Source organism: Leclercia adecarboxylata (genome assembly GCF_006171285.1).
GTDB classification, from domain to species: domain Bacteria; phylum Pseudomonadota; class Gammaproteobacteria; order Enterobacterales; family Enterobacteriaceae; genus Enterobacter; species Enterobacter barmai.
The window spans coordinates 1,952,195-1,973,985 of the sequence record NZ_CP040889.1; the positions used below are offsets into that span (position 1 = coordinate 1,952,195).

Sequence of the window (21,791 nt, forward strand, 5' to 3'; positions counted from 1 at the left end):
GCGAGTAAACGCTATTTATGGTGGGGTCAATTCAGGATATCGCATTGATGATCCTGCAATTCCTCAGCAGATGCGCGGTTAAGCGTCAGCAGATTTCGCTCGGTTGCCAGCAGCACAAACGACCCGTCGGACTGCTGCGCCATCGCCAGCGCAAAACGCCCCATATGGTCGCGCGCTTCCGGCAGCTCTTCTGCCAGCATCATAAACGGACTGCGCTTCACCAGCTCAGCCTCCGTTACCCGACGCGCCAGATACTCATGCCCTTCCAGCCCGCCGGGGAACGGCAGCCACTGGGTGCTGATTTGGCCCTGATTCGCATTGAGCTTCTCGCGCACGTCCGGGTGCAGGCAGGAGATGTGGATATGAAAATGGTTTTGCGTGCGCCCGGTCGGGGAGTTGATGGTCAGCGAAACCGCGCTGTCAGGCACGCTGCTCCCCCGCTTCATGCTCATAAAGTTGCGCGACTGCCACGCCAGCCAGAAGAAATTCGGCGTATGAGCCTCGATCAGAAGCGGGCTTTCGGTACCGTTGATGCGGTACGTTGGCATCAGCAGATACTGCAGCGGCCCGTTGCGGTCTTTAAACACCACATATCCCGCATCCGTCTTAACCTGCGCGCAGGGTGCCGGGTTACGGTTTTGCATCTGATTGGGCACACACTGGTCAAGAACAATATGCCGTAGCGCATTTGGGTTACCCGTTTTCATCCACAGCCAGCCGCCCGCAGCGAGTACGATGATAACCAGCACCAGCACGATTATTTTTTTCACAGCGCGTTACCTGTATCCATTTGAAGTGAAAGAGTAACGCATAAAGATGACCAAATAAAAAACCCGGCGGATTTCTCGCACCGGGTCACCGTGTCGTTCTTTAAGAGACGATTAACGCTGGTTGATCTGATCGAAGGTGCCGCCATTCGAGAAGTGATCTTTCTGCGCTTTCGTCCAGCCGCCGAAGACCTGATCGATAGTGAACAGCTTCAGTTTCGGGAACGCGTTCTCATATTTCTTCGCCACCGCCTCATCACGAGGACGGTAGAAGTTCTTCGCGGCGATCTCCTGGCCTTCCGGGGTGTAAAGGTACTTCAGGTAGGCTTCAGCCACGGCCTGGGTGCCTTTCTTGTCCACTACTTTGTCGACAACGGAGACGGTTGGCTCAGCCAGAATGGATTCGCTTGGAGTGACGATTTCAAACTTGTCTTTGCCCAGCTCGTTGGTTGCCAGCAGCGCTTCGTTTTCCCACGCAATCAGCACATCGCCAATGCCGCGTTCAACGAAGGTGTTAGTCGCGCCGCGCGCACCGGAATCCAGCACTTCGACGTTCTTAAACAGCGCTTTTACGAACTCCTGAGCCTTGGCCTGATCCCCATTGTTATGGTGCAGGGCGTAACCCCATGCCGCCAGATAGTTCCAGCGTGCGCCGCCAGAGCTTTTTGGGTTCGGGGTGATGACCGACACGCCCGGCTTAACCAGATCGTTCCAGTCATGGATCTGTTTCGGGTTGCCTTTGCGCACCAGGAACACGATGGTGGAGGTATAAGGTGCAGAGTTGTCCGGCAGGCGTTTGATCCAGTTTTTATCGATACGGCCGCGTTCTGCAATGGCATCCACGTCATACGCCAGCGCCAGGGTCACGACGTCGGCTTCGATACCGTTAATCACCGAGGTCGCCTGCTTGCCGGAGCCGCCGTGAGACTGGCGGATCACGACGTTATCGCCGGTTTCCTGTTTCCAGTGTGCGGCGAACGCTTTGTTGTACTGGTCGTACAGCTCACGCGTCGGATCGTAAGACACGTTCAGTAACTGGATATCCTTTGCCAGAACGCTGGTCGATGCCAGCAATAAAGTTAACCCCACGCCCCATTTGTTCATCGTCCAACTCTCTTAATGTTGTGTTTGATGAATGCAGCGTGCCAGAAAGCAAACCAATGATTAAAGAATAAAAAAAGATTGGCTATAACTTGCGGGAATAAAAAGCAGTATTGTGCACAGAAAAAAGCCCGGTGGCGCACAGCGATCCGGGCCTACGAACCCTGCTTTTGTAGGCCGGGTAAGGCGCAGCCGCCACCCGGCAACAAGAGGCTGATTAGTAAAGCTTTTTCGCGCAGTCTAGCCAGTCACCTTTGAACGGACGCTTCATGTTTTCGATAGCGTCGATGATGTCATGGTGAACCAGTTTTTCGTTCTGAATACCGACGCAACGACCGCCGAAGCCCTGCTGCAGCAGCTCAATCGCGTAGGCACCCATACGGGAAGCCAGGATACGGTCGTAAGGACCCGGTGAGCCGCCGCGCTGGATGTGGCCGAGAACGGTAGCGCGGGTTTCGCGTTTGGTTTCGGTTTCGATGTACTTCGCCAGCTCGTCCACGTCGCAGATGTGCTCGGTGATGGCAACGATAGCGTGTTTCTTACCTTTGGCGATACCGGCTTTGATTTCTGCCACCAGGTCTTCACGGCTGAATTCCACTTCCGGAACCACCACGAACTCACAGCCACCAGCAATGGCTGCCGCCAGGGTCAGGTCGCCACAGTAGCGGCCCATTACTTCAACGATAGAGATACGCTGGTGAGAAGAAGAGGTGTCGCGCAGACGGTCAATCGCTTCAACAACGGTACCCAGCGCAGTGAAGTAACCGATGGTGTAGTCGGTACCTTTGATGTCGTTGTCGATGGTGCCTGGCAGACCGATGCACGGGAAGCCCATTTCAGTCAGGCGTTTTGCACCCATGTAGGAGCCGTCGCCGCCGATAACAACCAGCGCGTCCAGACCACGTTTTTTCATGTTCTCGATAGCCACTTCACGGATGCGCTCGTCGCGGAATTCCGGGAAGCGTGCGGAGCCCAGGAAGGTGCCGCCACGGTTAATCATGTCGGAAACACTGTAGCGGTCGAGCTGCACCATACGATCTTCATACAGGCCCAGATAACCGTCATAGATACCAAAAACTTCCAGACCTTCCGTCAACGCAGCACGAACCACGCCACGAATTGCTGCGTTCATGCCGGGCGCATCACCGCCGCTTGTCAACACACCGATTTTCTTAATCATGACTACCTCTGAACTTAGGAATGCAAAAATGAAATCTGTTGCCGGAAGACGTCTATCGACCAACGAATACTGCAAATAGTATATCAACCACTTCCAGCTGAATTGATTCAGGTCAGACCAAATGGCGGTTATTTTTCCACAAAATGCTGCCCTGGTTCACTTTTTTACAACGAATTACGAAAGCTCAAAATGTCCATTGCCTGGCTTAGGTACGACTGAGCAGGGATCCTGGTGAATAATGACGTCTGACCCCGGGAAACGCTGCAAAATCGCCTGCTCAACCTGTTCAGCCACCAGATGTGCCTGAACGAGCGGCAGGTTATCTTCCATTTCTAAATGAATCTGAATAAAGCGGGTCGGCCCTGACTGCCGCGTGCGAAGATCGTGAGCGCCACTGACGCCTGGCCAGGAGGTCACAATTTCAAAGATATCATGCCGTTCTGCGTCTGGCAGTGCGCGATCGAGCAGCGATTGCACCGCATCGTACCCCATACGTAACGCACTGTATAAAATATAGAATCCAATCCCTAACGCAAACAGCGCATCGGCCCGGTGCCAGCCATACCAGGCCAGACCGAGCGCAATAAGAATCGCGCCGTTCATCATAACATCAGACTGATAATGAAGCATATCCGCCCGTACCGCCTGACTTTGGGTTTTGCGTACCACCCAGCGCTGGAACGTTACCAGAACTAATGTGCTTATAAGTGCAATTATTGTCACCACTACGCCAACGCCGGGATCTTTCATTGGCGACGGGGTATACAGGTGCTGAATACCGGTCAAAAAGAGAAACAGCGCCGAACCGGAGATAAACATACTTTGCGCCAGCGCCGCCAGCGACTCCGCTTTGCCATGGCCAAAGGTATGCTCTTCATCTGCCGGCTGCAGAGAGTAGCGCACCACCCAGAGGTTAGTGACCGAGGCGGCAATATCCACCAGGGAGTCGACCAGCGCCGCCAGAATACTGACCGAACCGGTATACCACCACGCGAAGATTTTAATCACTAACAGGCACGACGCCATGATCGTCGCGGCGATTGCGGCCCGGCTGACCAGCCGTCCATAGGATTGATTCATAAACACTCCTGTCATGCTATGCCGCTAGTATAACGGATGCAGGGGAGTCAATAAGATGAATAAAGGGTTAACGCATTTTAATGATGGGCAAAAAAAACCCCCTCATCATGAGGGGGAAGACAGGGATGGTGTCTATGGCAAGGAAAACAGGGTCTACTGGTTACTACGGGTATTGCTACTAAAAAGCGTCGATTCGGCGTTCTTCTGCATCCGTGCAACCTCGCGCAACTGATCCATACGTTGCTGGTGTTTCTGGTTCAAAACCGCTTGCTGCTCTGGCGTTAGCAGGTGAAACATCTGGTTGCGGACCCGGGCCATCTCGACCTGGCGGGCAACCTGTTCCTGCGCCATCTTATCTGCCTGAGCGCGTACAGCGTTTTCGTCAAAATTTTCTGCGGTGACAAGGCGATGCATTGTCTCCATTTCGCTAACATTAACAGGGGGCTGGTCATGCCGGGCCCGCTGCATCAGATCTCGCATCTGTTGACGCTGATGTTCGGTTAAACTTATGCCGTCAAACATATGGCCCTGGCCGCTTTGCTGCGCAATCCCCTCTGCTGAGGAACGGTTATCGCCGGTGATAGCTCCAGCAGCCTGGCTAAATGCACTAAACGCCAGCGTTGAGGCCATGACGGCAGCGGTAACTATGCGCATCACTTACTCCCAAAATCTTTCGTGTCGCGATTCAACGAGAGACAGTCTACGATTCAGGCTGCAAACATGCGTCAGGGGGTGTAAAACAACGTAAAGTCATGGATTAGAGAGCCTTGATGACGTAATTTCTGCCTCGGAGGTATTTAAACAATGAATAAAATCCTGTTAGTTGATGATGACCGAGAGCTGACATCCCTTTTAAAGGAGTTGCTCGACATGGAAGGCTTTGACGTGTCGGTTGCCCATGATGGGGAACAGGCGCTGAGTCTACTCGACGATAGCATCGACTTGCTTTTGCTCGACGTCATGATGCCGAAGAAAAACGGTATCGACACCCTTAAAGAGCTACGCCAGACACACCAGACACCTGTCATTATGCTGACCGCACGCGGCAGCGAACTTGACCGCGTACTCGGCCTTGAGCTGGGCGCGGATGACTATCTGCCTAAACCTTTTAACGACCGCGAACTGGTTGCCCGTATTCGTGCGATCCTGCGCCGTTCCCACTGGAGCGAGCAGCAGCAGAACACCGACAACGGCTCACCTACGCTCGAAGTGGACTCCCTGAGCCTGAACCCAGGCCGCCAGGAAGCCAGCTTTGACGGCCAGGCGCTGGAGCTGACCGGCACCGAATTCACCCTGCTCTACCTGCTGGCACAGCATCTCGGCCAGGTGGTATCACGTGAACATCTGAGCCAGGAAGTGCTGGGTAAACGCCTGACGCCGTTCGACCGCGCCATTGATATGCACATTTCCAACCTGCGCCGTAAATTGCCGGAACGCAAAGACGGTCACCCGTGGTTTAAAACCCTGCGTGGACGCGGTTATCTGATGGTTTCCGCTTCATGATAGGCAGCTTAACCGCCCGCATCTTCGCCATTTTCTGGCTGACGCTGGCACTGGTTTTAATGCTGGTTTTGATGTTGCCAAAACTCGACTCACGCCAGATGACGGAGCTCCTTGATAGCGAGCAACGTCAGGGTGTGATGATCGAGCAACACGTAGAAGCAGAGCTGGCCATCGATCCGCCCAACGATTTGATGTGGTGGCGCAGGCTGTTTCGCGCGATTGAAAAATGGGCGCCTCCCGGGCAGCGCCTTCTGTTGGTCACCAGCGAAGGCCGCGTGATTGGTGCGGACCGCAATGAAATGCAGATCATCCGTAACTTCATTGGCCAGGCCGATAATGCCGATCATCCGCAGAAGAAGAAATACGGTCGTGTGGAGATGGTGGGGCCGTTCTCCGTCAATGACGGGGAGGATAATTACCAGCTCTACCTGATTCGCCCGGCGAGCAGTTCCCAGTCCGACTTTATCAACCTGCTGTTCGACCGCCCGCTGTTGCTGCTGATTGTCACCATGCTGGTGAGTTCACCGCTGTTGTTATGGCTCGCCTGGAGTCTGGCGAAGCCGGCTCGCAAACTGAAAAACGCTGCGGATGAAGTGGCACAGGGCAACCTGCGACAGCATCCTGAGCTGGAAGCCGGGCCGCAGGAGTTCCTGGCGGCGGGTGCCAGCTTTAATCAGATGGTAACGGCGCTGGAGCGGATGATGACCACCCAGCAGCGCCTGCTCTCGGATATCTCCCACGAACTGCGCACTCCGCTGACGCGCCTGCAGCTGGGTACCGCCCTGCTGCGTCGTCGCAGCGGTGAGAGCAAGGAGCTGGAGCGTATCGAAACGGAAGCGCACCGTCTGGACAGCATGATCAACGACCTGCTGGTGATGTCGCGCAATCAGCAGAAAAACGCCCTGGTCAGCGAAACGGTGAAAGCCAACCACCTGTGGCATGAGGTGCTGGATAACGCGGCATTCGAAGCGGAGCAGATGGGGAAATCCTTCACCGTCAACTTCCCGCCGGGCCCGTGGCCGCTGTACGGTAACCCCAACACGCTGGAAAGCGCGCTGGAGAATATCGTCCGTAACGCCCTGCGCTATTCGCATACCAAAATCGAGGTGGCGTTCTCGGTGGATAAAGACGGCATCACCATTAACGTGGATGACGATGGTCCTGGCGTCAGCCCGGAAGATCGTGAGCAGATTTTCCGTCCGTTCTACCGTACCGACGAAGCCCGCGACCGTGAATCTGGCGGCACCGGGCTGGGTCTGGCGATTGTCGAGACCGCCATGCAGCAGCATCGCGGCTGGGTCAAAGCGGACGACAGCCCGCTCGGTGGGCTGCGGTTAACCCTCTGGCTGCCGCTCTACAAACGTTCGTAACTGTTGTGCCGGGTAGCGGCTTCGCTTACCCGGCCTGGTTTCCCCACAATCTCCGGGAATTGTCTTCAATCTTGTTGCTAAGACGCCGCTTCTGCATGGTTCGCGTCCAGCTGGTCGACAGGCCCGCCGCAGACAGCAGGCGCTGATACTGTTCGTCGTCAAAGGGCATATGCCAGGCGATGGCGCAGGCGTCATGCACCGAAACGTCGCTCAGGCGGGAGACGAGCGTCAGCGGCGCATCCGCCGATACCTGCCCTGCCAGCACCACGCGATAGAGCCAGCCGGTTTTCGCCGCGTTCTGCATTTGCGTGGCCATGTCGTTAATGCCGAAATGGAAGTTGAGCTTGAAGCAAGGGGAACGCGGCTGGGTCACCTGGATCAGGGCCTCGCCCCAGCGAAAGATATCGCCGATAAAGACGTTCTTCTCCGTCAGCCCCTCGGTTGACAGGTTTTCGCCAAACGCCGGAGCGACGAACAGATCGGCCTGAGCGGGATATTCGCTCGCCCAGTGCTGATAATGCTCGCGCGGATAGTGACACAGCGCGCGCTCTGGCCCGCCGTGGATTTTCTTTTCCGCCTGCTCATCGCCCGCCAGACCCAGCTCGGTTAACGTCAGTTCGCCATCAACCTGCAGTTTGGCAATCGCGCTCGGGCGGCTACCCTCGTAGTCCCTTATTTTTCCGGTGAATACATTAACGTGATAGTCCATCGCGGCTCCTTGTGCAGATTGTGGGTATAAAAAAAGCGAGTCATCAGACTCGCTTCTCACAGAAGGCTTTGCAACCTTATTTTTTAGCAGCGAAACGTGCCGCAGCTTCGTCCCAGTTTACAACGTCCCAGAAGGCTTTGATGTAGTCCGGGCGACGGTTCTGGAATTTCAGGTAGTAAGCGTGTTCCCATACGTCCAGGCCCAGGATTGGGAAGCCGGATGCGCCAGAGATCGCTTCACCCATCAGCGGGGAGTCCTGGTTAGCAGTAGAAACTACCGCCAGCTTGTCGCCTTTCAGAACCAGCCACGCCCAGCCAGAGCCGAAACGGGTAGCAGCCGCTTTTTCGAACTCAGCTTTGAAGTTCTCAACGGAGCCGAAGTCGCGCTCGATAGCGGATTTCAGGTCGCCCTGCAGGGTGGTGCCGGTTTTCAGGCCTTTCCAGAAGAAGCTGTGGTTAGCGTGGCCGCCCGCGTTGTTACGCAGTACGGTTTTCTTGTCAGCTGGCAGCTGATCCAGTTTGGTGATCAGCTCTTCAGCAGACAGGTTGGCGAATTCTGGCAGGCTTTCCAGCGCCGCGTTGGCGTTGTTAACGTAAGTCTGGTGGTGTTTGGTGTGATGGATCTCCATCGTCTGCTTGTCGAAATGCGGCTCAAGGGCGTCGTAAGCGTACGGCAGGGATGGCAGGGTATAGCTCATAATCATCTCCATTATTGTCGGGCGGCAAACGTGTTAATGCCGCGTAAGCAGTTGGTTCATTATAGTTAATTAAATGATATTGAAAATGTTTATCAATGCCGTAGTTTTAATAAGGTTATAACTTTTCGTTATGTCACTGATCTGGCGGGGCGTGTGGAGAACTCAGGGGGTTGGTGAATATTCTATTACGCTGCGTTATGGCTGCGATGCCGCCACTGAACCGGCGTCATCCCCACCTCGCGGTTAAACACCACCGAGAAGTAGTTGCTGTCCTCAAAGCCGCACTGCATGGCCACTTCGCTGACCATCAGCTCGGTATGCTGCAGCAGATACTGCGCATGGCAGATGCGCAGCTGGCGCAGATAGTGGTTGACCGTCATGCCGGTCTGGGTACGAAACTGCTGGCGCAGGGCGCGCTCGCTGCACTGCTCCTGCTCGCAAAACTTCTCCAATACAAAGCTGCGGTTCAGGCTGCCGGAAAGGGCGGTGATGAGCTTATCCAGCAGCGCTTCCGGCTCGCTGGCTTCGGGGTTGTCCGGGGCGTAGCGGTAGCGTCTGAGCATGATCGTCAGCTGGGCAAACAGCAGTTCCGCCAGTTCAAACGCATGAGGGTCGTCCTTCAGGCTCTCCTGCTCCAGCTGGGCGATGACCTGGCGCACCTGAGCCATGCCGTTGCTGCCGAGCCGCCAGTGCGCCGCGCCGCGGGCATTCAGAAAGCCGGGGATGTTGGCCCCCCAGTCCACGTTGAGCTTCAGCCGGTCGGGGCAGTAGATGATGTTCTGCAGCACCAGATCGTTCACCGAGGCGTAGGAGTGTTTGTCCTCGGCGCGGATATAAAACAGGTCGCCGCGGGTGATGCGATAAGGGCGATCGTTGAGGATATGCAGGCCGTTGCCGCGCCACACCAGCACCAGCTCGCAGAAATCATGGGTGTGTTCGGCAAAGACATTTTGCGGATAGCGGTCCGCCACCGCGACGGCCTGAGCAGCGGATGCAAAAAAATCGGCTCTGCGAAGAATCAACTGTCCTGCCACGTCACAACCTCTACCGGGGAATAACCTGACATTATTACCCGCTTTGCGGCAATAAAACGGTGATTTTCCTCGCGTTACTGAAGGGAGGCATCCCGGCCCTGGCGAATATCGCGCGGCGACCAGTTGAACTCACGGCGAAACAGGGTCGAAAAGTGGTTACTGTCGCCAAAACCGCAGCGATAAGCGATATCCGTGACGCTGTCATCGGTATGGCGCAGCAAATGGCGGGCTTTGATCAGCCGCAGACGGTTCAGGTAGCGCTGGGGCGTCTGACCGGTGTGCTGCTTCAGCTGACGATGCAGGGTGCGCAGCGACAGCGAGAAGTTATCCGCCAGCGTCTCCCAGCAGACATCTTCCGCATAGTGATCTTCCAGCCAGGCCATCAGCTGATTGAGCCGGGCGTCGTTATTCGCGGCCCCTTCCACCAGACTGCCCCGGCGCAGCAGCACCAGCAGCTGCATAAACAGGATTTCGCGGCTGGCGAGAGCGTGGGTCTCCTGGCCCTCTTCCGACTGCTCCATCTGGCTTACCAGCTGGCGCACCTGTTGCAGCGTGGACTGGTTTACCCGCCAGTGTGACGGGTAGTGGCCATCCTGCTCCTGAGGCAACAGCTGGTTCAATCCCGACAAAAACTGGAACGCTTCCGGAGAGCGATAGAGCACATTTGTCAGGCACAGGTTGTCGGTATGTTCGTACATGTGCCGGTCGTGATCGCGCACAAAGCACACCGTCCCGCCGCTGATGGTGTACGGCTGCCCGTTAAAGACATGGATGCCCGTCCCGTGCTCCACGATCACAATCTCATGAAAATCATGATGATGTTCCGGAAACGCAGCCTGGGGCAGCCGCGGCTCAATCGCCACAGGCGAGTGGCCTGAAGGGAAAAAATCCACGCTGTGCAGTACGGTCATAACGGGTCACCACCAGATGATAAGAGTTCTCAAAATAGTAATTTAGGGTTCCCCGGCTCACCTTAAATTTTCGACAGCAAATGGCGCAAACCCTGTCGCTTTTTCAAGAAACGGCGGGAAAGATCCGGAAATGCGGACACCGTCACACCGCCTGTTTTTGCCGCTAAAAACCGAAATTGTGAACTCTCTCACGTTCATCTTTGAATTCTTGCCAGCGCCTGAAATGCGCTGTCACTGGCAAGAAGGTCGCTTTCCCTTCCCTTTTTTACACTCACCGGCAATGACTTCAATAAGGATCGGACCATGACTTTCCGCCATTGTGTGGCTGTCGATTTAGGAGCCTCCAGCGGCCGGGTGATGCTGGCAAGCTACCACCGCGAGGAGCGCACGCTTGTGCTTCGCGAAATCCACCGTTTCATTAACTGCCTGCAGAAGCAGGATGGTTTTGACTGCTGGGATATCGACACTCTGGAAGCGGAGATCCGCGCCGGGCTGAATAAGGTATGTGAAGAGGGCATTCGCATCGACAGCATCGGGATTGACACCTGGGGCGTGGATTACGTGCTGCTGGACAGCAACGGCCAGCGCGTGGGCCTGCCGGTCTCCTACCGTGATGACCGCACCGACGGAGTGATGACCCACGCCCTGGAGCAGCTCGGCAAAGCGGAGATCTATGGCCGCAGCGGCATTCAGTTCCTGCCCTTTAACACGCTCTATCAGCTGCGCGCCCTGGTGGAACAGCAGCCGGAACTGGTGGCGAACGTCGCCCACGCCCTGCTGATCCCGGACTACTTTAGCTACCGCCTCACCGGCCAGATGAACTGGGAATATACCAACGCCACCACTACCCAGCTGGTGAACATCAATTCCGATAACTGGGACGAGAACCTGCTCCGCTGGACCGGCGCGCCGCGCGACTGGTTTGGCACCCCGACCCATCCCGGCAATGTGATCGGTCACTGGATCTGCCCGCAGAAGCATGCCATCCCGGTGGTGGCCGTGGCCAGTCACGATACCGCCAGCGCGGTGATTGCCGCGCCGCTGGCCTCAAAGGATGCGGCGTATCTCTCCTCCGGCACCTGGTCGCTGATGGGCTTTGAGAGCAAAACCCCCTACACCAGCGATAGGGCCCTGGCAGCCAACATCACCAATGAGGGCGGCGCAGAGGGTCGCTACCGGGTGCTGAAAAATATTATGGGCCTGTGGCTGCTGCAGCGGGTGCTGAAGGAGCATCGCATCAGCGACCTGGCGACCCTGATTAGCGAGACGGAAGCCCTGCCGGCGTGCCGTTTCCTGATCAACCCTAACGACGACCGCTTTATCAACCCGGCCAACATGAGCGCCGAGATCCAGGCCGCCTGCCGCGACACCGCCCAGCCGGTGCCGGAGAGCGCCGCCGAACTGGCGCGCTGCATCTTCGACAGCCTCGCCCTGCTGTATGCCGAGGTGCTGCACGAGCTGGCGACCCTGCGCGGGAAGCCGTTCAGCGAGCTGCACATTGTCGGCGGCGGCTGCCAGAACCAGCTGCTCAACCAGCTGTGCGCCGACGCCTGCGGCATTCCTGTGTTAGCCGGGCCGGTTGAGGCCTCGACCCTCGGCAATATCGGCATCCAGCTGATGACTCTCGATGAATTGACCAACGTCGACCAGTTCCGCCAGGTGGTGACCGGCAACTACGGCCTGACCACCTTTAACCCGAATCCCGATCATGAGATTGCCCGCTACCAGGCGCAGTTTCAGCAACAACGACCGACTAAGGAGCTTTGCGCATGACCACTCAACTTGAACAAGCCTGGGAACTGGCTAAACAGCGTTTCGCCGCCGTGGGCGTGGATGTCGAGGAGGCTCTGCGTCAACTCGACCGTCTGCCCGTCTCTATGCACTGCTGGCAGGGCGACGACGTCGCCGGTTTTGAGAACCCGGGCGGCGCGCTGACCGGCGGGATCCAGGCCACCGGTAACTATCCGGGCAAGGCGCGTAACGCCGCCGAACTGCGTGCCGATCTGGAGCTGGCCCTGAGCCTGATCCCGGGCCCGAAACGCCTGAACCTGCACGCCATCTATCTGGAGTCCGACGAGCCCGTCGAGCGTAATGCCATCAAGCCGGAACATTTTAAGAACTGGGTTGAATGGGCGAAAACCAACAAGCTGGGGCTGGATTTTAACCCCTCCTGCTTCTCGCATCCCCTGAGCGCCGACGGGTTCACCCTCGCCCACGCCGATGAAGAGATCCGCCAGTTCTGGATTGACCACGTGAAGGCCAGCCGTCGCGTGTCGGCGTACTTTGGTGAGCAGCTGGGCACCCCGTCGGTGATGAACATCTGGATCCCGGACGGAATGAAAGACATTACCGTTGACCGTCTCGCCCCGCGTCAGCGTCTGCTGGCGGCGCTGGATGAAATCATCAGCGAAAAACTCAACCCGGCGCACCACATCGACGCCGTGGAGAGCAAGCTGTTCGGCATTGGCGCCGAAAGCTACACCGTCGGCTCTAACGAGTTCTACATGGGTTACGCCACCAGCCGCCAGACCGCGCTGTGCCTGGATGCGGGTCACTTCCATCCAACCGAAGTGATTTCCGACAAGATCTCCGCCGCGATGCTGTACGTGCCGCACCTGCTGCTGCACGTCAGCCGCCCGGTGCGCTGGGACAGCGACCACGTGGTGCTGCTGGATGACGAAACCCAGGCCATCGCCAGCGAGATTATCCGCCATGACCTGTTCGACCGGGTGCACATCGGCCTCGACTTCTTCGACGCCTCCATCAACCGCATCGCGGCATGGGTTATCGGCACCCGCAACATGAAAAAAGCCCTGCTGCGCGCCCTGCTGGAGCCTACCGCCGAGCTGCGCGCGCTGGAAGCCGCAGGGGATTACACCTCGCGCCTGGCCCTGCTGGAAGAGCAAAAATCACTGCCGTGGCAGGCGGTATGGGAGATGTACTGCCAGCGTAACGATGCCCCGGCGGGCAGCCAGTGGCTGGATAACGTCCGGGCGTACGAGCAGGACGTTCTCAGAATTCGCAAGTAAACAACATTGCCGGGTGGCGCTTCGCTTACCCGGCCTACGTTTAGCTGTAGGCCCGGCAAGCGAAGCGCCGCCGGGCATTTTCAAAGGAAACACAGAATGCAGACCATCACTCAATCCTGGTTCGTCCAGGGCATGATCAAAGCCACCTCCGACGCCTGGCTGAAAGGCTGGGACGAGCGCAACGGCGGCAACCTGACGCTGCGCCTGGATGAAGCGGATATCGCCCCGTTTGAGGCGGATTTCCACGCCAAACCGCGCTACATCGCCCTGAGCCAGCCGATGCCGCTGCTCGCCAACACGCCGTTTATCGTCACCGGTTCCGGCAAATTCTTCCGCAACGTGCAGCTCGACCCCACCGCGAATTTAGGGGTGGTAAAAGTGGACAGCGACGGCGCGGGCTACCACATTCTTTGGGGGCTGACTGACGAAGCGGTACCAACCTCTGAACTGCCGGCCCACTTCCTCTCCCACTGCGAGCGTATCAAGGCCACCAATGGGAAAGATCGCGTGATCATGCACTGTCACGCCACCAACCTGATCGCCCTGACTTTTGTACTGGAGAACAACTCAGACGTCATCACCCGCCAGCTGTGGGAAGGCAGCACCGAGTGTCTGGTGGTGTTCCCGGATGGCGTAGGCATTCTGCCGTGGATGGTGCCGGGTACCGACGAAATCGGCGAAGCCACGGCGGCCGAGATGCAAAAACGCTCCCTGGTGCTGTGGCCGTTCCACGGCGTGTTCGGCAGCGGCCCGACGCTGGATGAGACCTTTGGTCTGATCGACACTGCCGAGAAATCTGCCGAAGTGCTGGTAAAAGTCTATTCGATGGGTGGCATGAAGCAGACCATCACCCGGGAAGAACTGATTGCGCTGGGCAAACGCTTTGGCGTTAACCCTGTGCAGTCAGCGTTAGATCTGTACAAATAAGAACATCGCGCCCCGCTCATCGGGACGGGGCGAACCTACACCTGCAAACCCTACAAAACTCAATTAAGTGGAGTAAAAGCAATGAAAATAAAGACAAGCTTGATCCTCACCGTTGCCGCCCTGGCGTTGTCCGGTTCTGCTTTAGCTGAAGTGAAAATCGCCCTGGTGGCGAAATCGTTAGGTAATGGCTTCTTCGAAGCGGCAAACGTGGGTGCCCAGGAGGCAGCCAAAGAGTTGGGTGATGTAAAAGTGATCTATACCGGCCCGACCACCACCACCGCCGAAGCCCAGATCGAAGTGCTGAACGGGTTGATCGCCCAGGGCGTGGATGCGATCGCCATCTCCGCCAACGATCCTGATGCCGTGGTGCCGGTGCTGAAAAAAGCGATGCAGCGCGGGATCAAAGTGGTGTCGTGGGATTCCGGCGTGGCGAAAGCCGGTCGCCAGATCCATCTCAATCCGTCTAACAACGCGCTGATTGGCGAGACCAACGTCAAGCTGGCAGCTGAGGCGCTGAAAGCGCTGAACGTGGAGAAAGGCGACGTGGCGGTGCTGAGCGCCACGCCAACCTCAACCAACCAGAACACCTGGATTGCCGAGATGAAAAAGGTGCTGCCGCAGTACCCGTCCGTCAATCTGGTGACCGTGGCCTATGGCGACGATCTCTCTGACAAGAGCTACCGCGAAGCGGTAGGCCTGCTGAAAACCTACCCGGATCTGAAAGTGATCGTCTCGCCATCGTCGGTGGGCATCGTGGCGGCGGCGCAGGCGGTGAAAGATCAGGGCAAAATCGGCAAGGTGTATGTCACCGGCTTAGGGCTGCCGTCTGAAATGGCCGGCGCGGTGAAATCCGGCGCCAGCAAGAGCTTCGCCATCTGGAACCCGATCGACCTCGGGTATGCCGCTACCTACTTAGCGGATGACCTGGTGAAAGGCACGGCAACCAAAGAGGAAGCCAGCATGGGTAAACTGGGCAAAGTGAAGCTGGATGCCGACGGCAGCGGCGCCATGGCTGAGCCGTTTGTTTACGATGCCAGCAATATTGATAAGTTCTCGAAAATCTTCTAACAACTTCGCCCCTCACCCCGGCCCTCTCCCCATAGGGGAGAGGGTGTAATTGTTCCCTCTCCCCTTTGGGGAGAGGGTTAGGGTGAGGGGTAATGGAATTTCCGGAGAACTATCATGACCCCATTATTGGCGCTCAACGGCATTACTAAGGTTTTCCCTGGTGTGCGCGCCCTTGAGAACGTGCAGCTTGAGCTCTGGCCCGGCAAAGTCACCGCATTGATCGGTGAAAACGGCGCGGGCAAATCGACGCTGGTCAAAGTGATGACCGGCATCTACCAGCCCGACGCGGGCGAAATCCTCTATAAAGCGATCCCCATTCAGCTGCCAACCCCCGACTCGGCGCATAAGGTGGGCATTACCGCCATTCACCAGGAGACCGTGCTGTTCGATGAGCTGTCGGTCACCGAAAACATTTTTGTCGGCCAGTACCTCTATAAAGGCATTTTCAAAAAGCTCGACTGGCCGGAGATGCACCGCCGGGCGCAGGCGATCCTCACCCGTCTGGAGGTGCAGATTGATCCGCGCGCGACGCTGAAAACCCTGAGCATCGCCCAGCGGCATATGGTGGCGATCGCCCGGGCGCTGTCGTTTGACGCCCAGGTGGTGATCCTCGATGAACCCACCGCCGCCCTGTCCCAGCACGAAATCCTCGAGTTCTACCAGATCGTCGAACGCTTAAAGCAGGAGGGAAAAGCCATCCTGTTTATCTCCCACAAGTTCGACGAGATTTTTGAGCTGGCGGATCACTACACCATCCTGCGCGACGGCGTGTTTGTCGGCGCCGGGGCCATCAACGACATCACCGAAGAGCGGATGGTGGCGATGATGGTGGGCCGCGCGATAACCCAGACCTTCCCGAAAGTGGAATGCGAAAAAGGCGACATCGTGCTGGAGGTGAAGGATCTCTGCCACCCGACCGAGTTCGCCAACATCTCCTTTACCCTGCGCAAAGGCGAAATCCTCGGCTTCTACGGGCTGGTGGGCGCCGGACGTACCGAACTGATGCAGGCGCTCTCCGGCGTTTCGCGTCCCTCTTCCGGCAGCATTGTGCTGAACGGTAAAGAACAGCATTTCCGCCAGCCGGCGGACGCCATCAAAGCCGGGATCGTCTGCGTGCCGGAAGAGCGCCAGAAGCAGGGGGCGATTATTGAGCTGTCGATTGCGCAGAACATCAGCCTGCCGCAGCTCAGCAAGCTCAACGCCAACGGCGTGCTGAACGACGATCGCGAGTGGCAGCTGGCAGACGAATACGCAAAACGCCTGCAGGTGAAAGCCTTTAGCTGGAAACAGGCGGTGGAGACCCTTTCCGGCGGCAACCAGCAGAAAGTGGTGATCGGCAAATGGCTGGCGACCCACCCGGACGTCATCATTCTCGATGAACCGACCAAAGGGATCGATATCGGCTCCAAGGCGGCGGTGCACCAGTTTATGTCCGAGCTGGTGGGTCAGGGGCTGGCGGTGATCATGGTCTCCTCCGAACTGCCGGAAGTGATGGGCATGGCCGACAGAATTATCGTCATGCATGAAGGGTTAATGGTGGCGGAATACCAGGCGGGGGGCGCGACGGCGGAAACCATCGTCAGCGCCGCCAGCGGTGCCAGACAGGAGGCCGCATAATGGTGCAACAACTGCTTAAACACCGCGAAGCGCTGCTGGCGGCGGTGATCGTGCTGATGGTCATCGCCATCGGCACCCGCGTCCCGTCGTTTATCGCCCCGGGCAACCTGGTAGAGATGTTCAACGACACCTCGATTCTGGTCATTCTCGCTCTCGGGCAGATGATGGTGCTGCTGACCAAAGGCATCGACCTGTCGATGGCGGCAAACCTGGCCCTGACCGGGATGATTGTCGCCCTGATCAACTTTAACTATCCCGAGGTGCCGGTCTGGGTGCTGCTGATCCTGGCCACCGCCTTAGGGCTGCTGATGGGGGTCATCAACGGCCTGCTGGTGTGGAAGATGGGCATTCCGGCGATTGTGGTGACGCTCGGCACCATGAGCATCTACCGCGGGATCATCTTTTTGCTCTCCGGCGGCGGCTGGGTCAACTCTAACCAGATGGGGGCTGATTTTCTCGGCTTGCCGCGTGCGTCGGTGCTGGGGTTACCGGTACTGAGCTGGTGCGCCATTGCCGCCCTGCTGCTGGTGGGCTATTTCCTGCGCTACAGCCGTACCGGACGCGCGCTCTACACCGCGGGCGGTAACGCCACGGCGGCGTACTACACCGGGATCAACGCCGGCAAAATGCAGTTCGTCAGCTTCTGCCTCTCCGGGGCGCTGGCCGGGTTCTGCGGCTATCTGTGGATCTCGCGCTTCGCGGTGGCCTATGTCGATGTGGCGAACGGCTTCGAGCTTCAGGTGGTGGCGGCCTGCGTGATTGGCGGCATCAGCACCATGGGCGGTACGGGCCGGGTGTTAGGTTGCCTGTGCGGCGCGCTGTTCCTCGGGGTCATCAACAATGCCCTGCCGGTGATCGGCGTGTCGCCGTTCTGGCAGATGGCGATTTCCGGGACGGTGATTGTGATTGCGGTGCTGCTCAATGAACGCGGCAACAAACGCAAAGGACGGCTGATCCTGCGCGATGCGGCGCTGGCACGTCAAAAACAGGCGGTGAGATCATGAGTAAAATTATGACGTCTGAAGAGATCAAAAATACGCCCGCTGCGTCGGGCATTTTCCAGCGCCTGCTGTGCTGGGAAGGTTTTCTGCTGGCGGTCACCCTGGCCGTGTTCGTGGTCAACGCGCTGGCCTCCCCCTACTTCCTTAATATCTGGAACCTGTCGGACGCCACGTTCAACTTCACCGAGAAAGCGATCATCGTGCTGCCCATGGCGATGCTGATTATCGCCCGTGAAATTGACCTGTCGGTGGCCTCCACCATCGCGCTCAGCTCCACGGTGATGGGCTTTTGCGCGGCCGCCGGGCTGGATACGCCGTTGCTGGTCTGCGTGGGATTAGGCGTGGGCCTGCTGTGCGGGCTGTTCAACGGTCTGCTGGTGACCCGCTTCAACCTGTCGTCGATTGTCATCACCATCGGCACCATGAGCCTCTATCGCGGCATCACCTACATCCTTTTGGGCGATCAGGCGTTAAACACCTGGCCGGAGAGCTTCGCCTGGTTTGGCCAGGGGTACGTCTGGGGTGCGCTGTCGTTTGAGTTCGCGCTGTTTATCGTGCTGGGGGTGGTGTTTGCCTTCGTGCTGCACAAAACCAACTTCGGGCGTCGCACCTACGCCATCGGCAATAACCCGACCGGAGCATGGTATTCCGGCATCAACGTCAAGCGTCACAACCTGATCCTCTTTGCCCTGGTGGGGCTGATGGCCGGGCTGGCCTCGGTGCTGCTCACCTCGCGTCTGGGCAGTACCCGCCCGACCATTGCGATGGGCTGGGAGCTGGCGGTGGTGACCATGGCGGTGCTCGGCGGGGTCAATATTCTCGGCGGTTCCGGCAGCATGGTGGGCGTGATTATCGCCGCCTTCCTGATGGGGCTGGTCACCTTCGGCCTGAGCCTGCTCAACGTGCCGGGCATCGTGATGTCGGTGATTATCGGCGCGATGCTGATTGTGGTGATCTCCCTGCCGATTATCACCCGCCGGATTATGCAGCGAAGACGGATCTAAATGCCGGGTGGCACTGCGTTTACCCGGCCTACGAACCGTAGGCCCGCGCAAGCGCAGCGCCGCCGGGCATAAAAATCACCGTAATTAAGGAGAATTATCATGAGCTTTATGTTGGCGCTGCCGAAAATCAGCCTGCACGGCGCAGGCGCAATCGGCGATATGGTCAAGCTGGTGGCGAACAAACAGTGGGGCACCGCGCTGATTGTCACCGACGGTCAGCTGGTGAAAATGGGCCTGTTCGACGCGGTGTTCCCGAACCCGACGGAAGCGCTGGTGCAGCAGGGCTTTGCCGCGTTCCAGGATGGGCAGTGTGATTACATTATTGCCTTCGGCGGCGGCAGCCCGATCGACACCGCCAAGGCGATTAAGATCCTCACCGCCAATCCTGGCCCGTCTACTGCTTACTCCGGCGTCGGCAAAGTGCTCAACCCCGGCGTGCCGCTGGTAGCGATCAACACCACCGCAGGCACGGCGGCAGAAATGACCAGCAACGCGGTGATCATCGATTCGGCGCGTCAGGTCAAAGAGGTGATCATCGACCCGAACATTATCCCGGACATTGCCGTGGATGACGCCAGCGTGATGCTCGATATTCCGGCCGCCGTGACGGCAGCCACCGGCATGGATGCCCTGACCCACGCCATCGAGGCCTATGTCTCCGTCGGCGCCCACCCGCTCACCGACGCCAACGCGCTGGAGGCGATTCGCCTGATCGCCCATTGGCTGCCGGAGGCGGTCAGCAACGGCCACAACCTCGTGGCGCGGGAGCAGATGGCCTTCGGCCAGTATCTGGCGGGGATGGCCTTTAACAGCGCCGGTCTGGGGCTGGTGCATGCCCTGGCCCACCAGCCGGGAGCCACGCACAACCTGCCGCACGGCGTCTGCAACGCCATCCTGCTGCCGATCATCGAAAACTTTAACCGCCCGAACGCCGTGGAACGCTTTGCCCGCGTGGCGCAGGCGATGGGCGTGGATACCCGCGACATGAGCGACGAAACCGCCAGCATGGAGGCGATCAACGCCATTCGCGCCCTGAGCACCCGCGTCGGGATCCCGTCCGGCTTCAGCAAGCTGGGCGTGACCAAAGCCGACATCGAAAGCTGGCTCGACAAAGCCCTCGCCGATCCTTGCGCCCCCTGCAACCCGCGCAGCGCCAGCCGCGACGAGGTGCGCGAACTCTATCTGGAGGCATTATGATCCGCAAAGCCTTTGTGATGCAGGTAAACCCTGACGCACACGAGGAGTACGAACGTCGCCACAATCCGATCTGGCCCGAACTGGAAGCGGTGCTGAAAGACCACGGCGCGCACCATTACGCCATCTGGCTCGATAAAGAGCGTAACCTGCTGTTTGCCACGGTGGAGATTGAATCGGAAGAGCGCTGGAATGCGGTGGCCAACACCGACGTCTGCCAGCGCTGGTGGAAATATATGGGAGAAGTGATGCCCTCTAACCCGGATAACAGCCCGGTGAGCGCCGGGCTGAAAGAGGTGTTTTACCTGGCCTGATGTGTTAACGCTGCCGCGCTCGCGGCAGCGATCTCCCGCCTACCGCTCAACGTAAACGCCGACACCAGCGTAATCGCCAGCACAAAACAGCCCAGCATCAGATAGGTATCCTGGAAGCCGATCCGGTCATACATATTCCCGGCAAAAGCGGAGAGGAAAATCGCCGCCAGCTGCTTGGCAAAGTTAAAGCCAATCAGGTAGATGGTCGCTGACAGCCGGGTATCGAACACCCCGGTGATGTACTTAAATGCGCCCACCAGCAGGAACGGCACTTCCAGCGCGTGCAGCATCTTCAGGGCTACCACTTCCATGGCGGTGGTGGCAAATGACGACCCGATAATGCGCGTCGCCATAATCAGCCCCGCAATCAGCAGCGTATTTTTCGCGCCAATGCGGTTAATGATCCACGGCGAGCAGAACATGATGATGGCGTTGCAGATTTCGCCCGCGGTGGTCGCAAAACCAAACGCCCGTGTGCCCGCCTCCGGTGTGGCGAAGAAGGTTTTAAAGAAGGTGGCGAACTGCTGATCGAAGACGTCATACACGCAGGCCACGCCAATCACGTACAGAATGAACATCCACATTTTGCGCTGGCGGAACAGGTTAATCACCGTTCTGACGGTGATCTGCGGCTGGTTAGCGCCTAATGCGTTCATCACCTGGGCGGTCTGGTTGGGCTTCGGTTTTGCCACCACTAACAGCACCATCAGCACCAGCGCCGCGGCGGACCCCATCCAGAACACATACGAGGGATCAATGCCGAACAGGATGCCGCCCGTCGAGGCGCACAGCCCCCACCCCAGGCAGCCGAACATGCGCGCCTTGCCGTATTCAAAGTAGCTGTTGCGGCTTACGCGCTCGATGTAGGCCTCAATAGCCCCCGATCCCGCCGAGAAGACAAAGCCGATATAGAGCCCGCCACTCAGCGCCCCGAGCCAGATGTTGGTTTTCAGCAGCGGAGCGAAAACGTAGAGGAAGAACGGCGCGAAAAGAAACAGCAGCACCGCGATTATCCACAGCAGGTGTTTTTTCAGCCCCAGCTTGTCGGACACCACGCCCAGCACCGGCTGGAACGAGATGGCGGAGAGCGAGATGCAGGAGAAGACAATCCCGGTATGGGTTTTATTCAGGCCGATGATATCCGACAGCCAGATCGGCAGGAACGGAAAGCAGGTGGCCATGATGAAGAAGTAGAGAAAGAAGAACGATCCGAAGATCCAGAAGTTCGGATTGTCTTTGTGGGTACAGGCAGTCGTGTTCATTATTTTTATCCTCAACTCAGGGC

21 protein-coding genes are annotated in these 21,791 nt (G+C 58.0%); 11 read left to right on the forward strand and 10 right to left on the reverse strand.

The window, feature by feature from the left end; translation table 11 throughout:
* Window positions 1-26: 26 nt before the first annotated feature.
* The 5 genes from FHN83_RS11125 to cpxP form a co-directional block, all read right to left on the reverse strand.
* Window positions 27-770, reverse strand: a complete 744-nt coding sequence (locus FHN83_RS11125; protein ID WP_138370893.1) for a CDP-diacylglycerol diphosphatase — start codon at window positions 768-770, stop codon at window positions 27-29.
* A gap of 111 nt (window positions 771-881) precedes the next feature.
* The gene (locus FHN83_RS11130; RefSeq protein ID WP_138370894.1) at window positions 882-1,871 is read right to left on the reverse strand and encodes a sulfate ABC transporter substrate-binding protein; all 990 of its coding nucleotides are present in this window, start codon (window positions 1,869-1,871) and stop codon (window positions 882-884) included.
* Between the two features lie 214 nt (window positions 1,872-2,085).
* The gene (pfkA, locus tag FHN83_RS11135) at window positions 2,086-3,048 is read right to left on the reverse strand and encodes a 6-phosphofructokinase (protein ID WP_039032141.1); all 963 of its coding nucleotides are present in this window, start codon (window positions 3,046-3,048) and stop codon (window positions 2,086-2,088) included.
* A gap of 174 nt (window positions 3,049-3,222) precedes the next feature.
* Window positions 3,223-4,128, reverse strand: a complete 906-nt coding sequence (gene fieF / locus FHN83_RS11140) for a CDF family cation-efflux transporter FieF (protein WP_138370895.1) — start codon at window positions 4,126-4,128, stop codon at window positions 3,223-3,225.
* Between the two features lie 153 nt (window positions 4,129-4,281).
* Window positions 4,282-4,782, reverse strand: a complete 501-nt coding sequence (gene cpxP, locus FHN83_RS11145; protein WP_138370896.1) for a cell-envelope stress modulator CpxP — start codon at window positions 4,780-4,782, stop codon at window positions 4,282-4,284.
* 150 nt (window positions 4,783-4,932) lie between these two features.
* Here cpxP and cpxR point away from each other — a divergent pair, with 150 nt between their 5' ends.
* Both cpxR and cpxA read left to right on the forward strand, forming a co-directional pair.
* Window positions 4,933-5,631, forward strand: coding sequence for an envelope stress response regulator transcription factor CpxR (gene cpxR / locus FHN83_RS11150; protein WP_039032144.1), 699 nt, complete (start codon window positions 4,933-4,935; stop codon window positions 5,629-5,631).
* The gene (gene cpxA, locus FHN83_RS11155) at window positions 5,628-7,001 is read left to right on the forward strand and encodes an envelope stress sensor histidine kinase CpxA (protein ID WP_039032145.1); all 1,374 of its coding nucleotides are present in this window, start codon (window positions 5,628-5,630) and stop codon (window positions 6,999-7,001) included. Before cpxR ends, cpxA begins: the two co-directional genes overlap by 4 nt.
* A 25-nt stretch (window positions 7,002-7,026) precedes the next feature.
* Here cpxA and yiiM read toward each other — a convergent pair whose 3' ends face one another.
* From yiiM to rhaS (FHN83_RS11175), 4 genes are all read right to left on the reverse strand, one after another.
* Window positions 7,027-7,710: a 6-hydroxyaminopurine reductase gene (gene yiiM / locus FHN83_RS11160; RefSeq protein ID WP_139563837.1), complete on the reverse strand. Its 684-nt coding sequence runs from the start codon at window positions 7,708-7,710 to the stop codon at window positions 7,027-7,029.
* Between the two features lie 76 nt (window positions 7,711-7,786).
* Window positions 7,787-8,407 carry a superoxide dismutase [Mn] gene (sodA, locus tag FHN83_RS11165; protein ID WP_139563838.1) on the reverse strand — a complete coding sequence of 207 codons (621 nt, stop codon included), beginning with the start codon at window positions 8,405-8,407 and terminating at the stop codon, window positions 7,787-7,789.
* A gap of 185 nt (window positions 8,408-8,592) precedes the next feature.
* Window positions 8,593-9,441: an HTH-type transcriptional activator RhaR gene (gene rhaR / locus FHN83_RS11170; RefSeq protein WP_139563839.1), complete on the reverse strand. Its 849-nt coding sequence runs from the start codon at window positions 9,439-9,441 to the stop codon at window positions 8,593-8,595.
* A gap of 74 nt (window positions 9,442-9,515) precedes the next feature.
* Entirely contained in the window at window positions 9,516-10,352 is an 837-nt protein-coding gene (gene rhaS / locus FHN83_RS11175; protein ID WP_139563840.1) for an HTH-type transcriptional activator RhaS, read from the reverse strand.
* Between the two features lie 303 nt (window positions 10,353-10,655).
* Here rhaS (FHN83_RS11175) and rhaB point away from each other — a divergent pair, with 303 nt between their 5' ends.
* From rhaB to rhaM, 9 genes are all read left to right on the forward strand, one after another.
* Window positions 10,656-12,125, forward strand: a complete 1,470-nt coding sequence (gene rhaB, locus FHN83_RS11180) for a rhamnulokinase (protein WP_139563841.1) — start codon at window positions 10,656-10,658, stop codon at window positions 12,123-12,125.
* Entirely contained in the window at window positions 12,122-13,381 is a 1,260-nt protein-coding gene (rhaA, locus tag FHN83_RS11185) for an L-rhamnose isomerase (protein WP_139563842.1), read from the forward strand. Before rhaB ends, rhaA begins: the two co-directional genes overlap by 4 nt.
* Window positions 13,382-13,477: 96 nt before the next feature.
* The gene (rhaD, locus tag FHN83_RS11190; protein WP_138370902.1) at window positions 13,478-14,308 is read left to right on the forward strand and encodes a rhamnulose-1-phosphate aldolase; all 831 of its coding nucleotides are present in this window, start codon (window positions 13,478-13,480) and stop codon (window positions 14,306-14,308) included.
* Window positions 14,309-14,389: 81 nt separating this feature from the next.
* Entirely contained in the window at window positions 14,390-15,376 is a 987-nt protein-coding gene (rhaS, locus tag FHN83_RS11195) for a rhamnose ABC transporter substrate-binding protein (RefSeq protein WP_032615332.1), read from the forward strand.
* A gap of 114 nt (window positions 15,377-15,490) precedes the next feature.
* Window positions 15,491-16,993 carry a sugar ABC transporter ATP-binding protein gene (locus FHN83_RS11200; protein ID WP_139563843.1) on the forward strand — a complete coding sequence of 501 codons (1,503 nt, stop codon included), beginning with the start codon at window positions 15,491-15,493 and terminating at the stop codon, window positions 16,991-16,993.
* Entirely contained in the window at window positions 16,993-17,997 is a 1,005-nt protein-coding gene (locus FHN83_RS11205) for an ABC transporter permease (protein WP_039032157.1), read from the forward strand. The genes FHN83_RS11200 and FHN83_RS11205 overlap by 1 nt, the downstream gene beginning before the upstream one ends.
* Window positions 17,994-18,998 (forward strand): ABC transporter permease, encoded by a 1,005-nt coding sequence (locus FHN83_RS11210; protein WP_139563844.1) that lies wholly within the window; start codon window positions 17,994-17,996, stop codon window positions 18,996-18,998. Before FHN83_RS11205 ends, FHN83_RS11210 begins: the two co-directional genes overlap by 4 nt.
* Window positions 18,999-19,097: 99 nt before the next feature.
* Entirely contained in the window at window positions 19,098-20,195 is a 1,098-nt protein-coding gene (gene fucO / locus FHN83_RS11215; RefSeq protein ID WP_139563845.1) for a lactaldehyde reductase, read from the forward strand.
* Entirely contained in the window at window positions 20,192-20,506 is a 315-nt protein-coding gene (gene rhaM / locus FHN83_RS11220) for an L-rhamnose mutarotase (RefSeq protein ID WP_039032160.1), read from the forward strand. Before fucO ends, rhaM begins: the two co-directional genes overlap by 4 nt.
* Here the strand turns inward: rhaM and FHN83_RS11225 are convergent.
* On the reverse strand, window positions 20,494-21,768 hold the full coding sequence (locus FHN83_RS11225) for an MFS transporter (protein ID WP_139563846.1): 1,275 nt from the start codon (window positions 21,766-21,768) through the stop codon (window positions 20,494-20,496). The genes rhaM and FHN83_RS11225 overlap by 13 nt on opposite strands.
* Between the last annotated feature and the right edge of the window lie 23 nt (window positions 21,769-21,791).

Bases quoted from the DNA above. Each gene is read 5' to 3' on its own strand.
- FHN83_RS11130 (WP_138370894.1), bottom strand. From the start codon at position 1,871: ATGAACAAATGGGGCGTGGGGTTAACTTTATTGCTGGCATCGACCAGC.
- pfkA (WP_039032141.1), bottom strand. From the start codon at position 3,048: ATGATTAAGAAAATCGGTGTGTTGACAAGCGGCGGTGATGCGCCCGGC.
- fieF (WP_138370895.1), bottom strand. From the start codon at position 4,128: ATGAATCAATCCTATGGACGGCTGGTCAGCCGGGCCGCAATCGCCGCG.
- cpxP (WP_138370896.1), bottom strand. From the start codon at position 4,782: ATGCGCATAGTTACCGCTGCCGTCATGGCCTCAACGCTGGCGTTTAGT.
- cpxR (WP_039032144.1), top strand. From the start codon at position 4,933: ATGAATAAAATCCTGTTAGTTGATGATGACCGAGAGCTGACATCCCTT.
- cpxA (WP_039032145.1), top strand. From the start codon at position 5,628: ATGATAGGCAGCTTAACCGCCCGCATCTTCGCCATTTTCTGGCTGACG.
- yiiM (WP_139563837.1), bottom strand. From the start codon at position 7,710: ATGGACTATCACGTTAATGTATTCACCGGAAAAATAAGGGACTACGAG.
- sodA (WP_139563838.1), bottom strand. From the start codon at position 8,407: ATGAGCTATACCCTGCCATCCCTGCCGTACGCTTACGACGCCCTTGAG.
- rhaS (WP_139563840.1), bottom strand. From the start codon at position 10,352: ATGACCGTACTGCACAGCGTGGATTTTTTCCCTTCAGGCCACTCGCCT.
- rhaB (WP_139563841.1), top strand. From the start codon at position 10,656: ATGACTTTCCGCCATTGTGTGGCTGTCGATTTAGGAGCCTCCAGCGGC.
- rhaA (WP_139563842.1), top strand. From the start codon at position 12,122: ATGACCACTCAACTTGAACAAGCCTGGGAACTGGCTAAACAGCGTTTC.
- rhaD (WP_138370902.1), top strand. From the start codon at position 13,478: ATGCAGACCATCACTCAATCCTGGTTCGTCCAGGGCATGATCAAAGCC.
- rhaS (WP_032615332.1), top strand. From the start codon at position 14,390: ATGAAAATAAAGACAAGCTTGATCCTCACCGTTGCCGCCCTGGCGTTG.
- FHN83_RS11200 (WP_139563843.1), top strand. From the start codon at position 15,491: ATGACCCCATTATTGGCGCTCAACGGCATTACTAAGGTTTTCCCTGGT.
- FHN83_RS11205 (WP_039032157.1), top strand. From the start codon at position 16,993: ATGGTGCAACAACTGCTTAAACACCGCGAAGCGCTGCTGGCGGCGGTG.
- FHN83_RS11210 (WP_139563844.1), top strand. From the start codon at position 17,994: ATGAGTAAAATTATGACGTCTGAAGAGATCAAAAATACGCCCGCTGCG.
- fucO (WP_139563845.1), top strand. From the start codon at position 19,098: ATGAGCTTTATGTTGGCGCTGCCGAAAATCAGCCTGCACGGCGCAGGC.
- rhaM (WP_039032160.1), top strand. From the start codon at position 20,192: ATGATCCGCAAAGCCTTTGTGATGCAGGTAAACCCTGACGCACACGAG.
- FHN83_RS11225 (WP_139563846.1), bottom strand. From the start codon at position 21,768: ATGAACACGACTGCCTGTACCCACAAAGACAATCCGAACTTCTGGATC.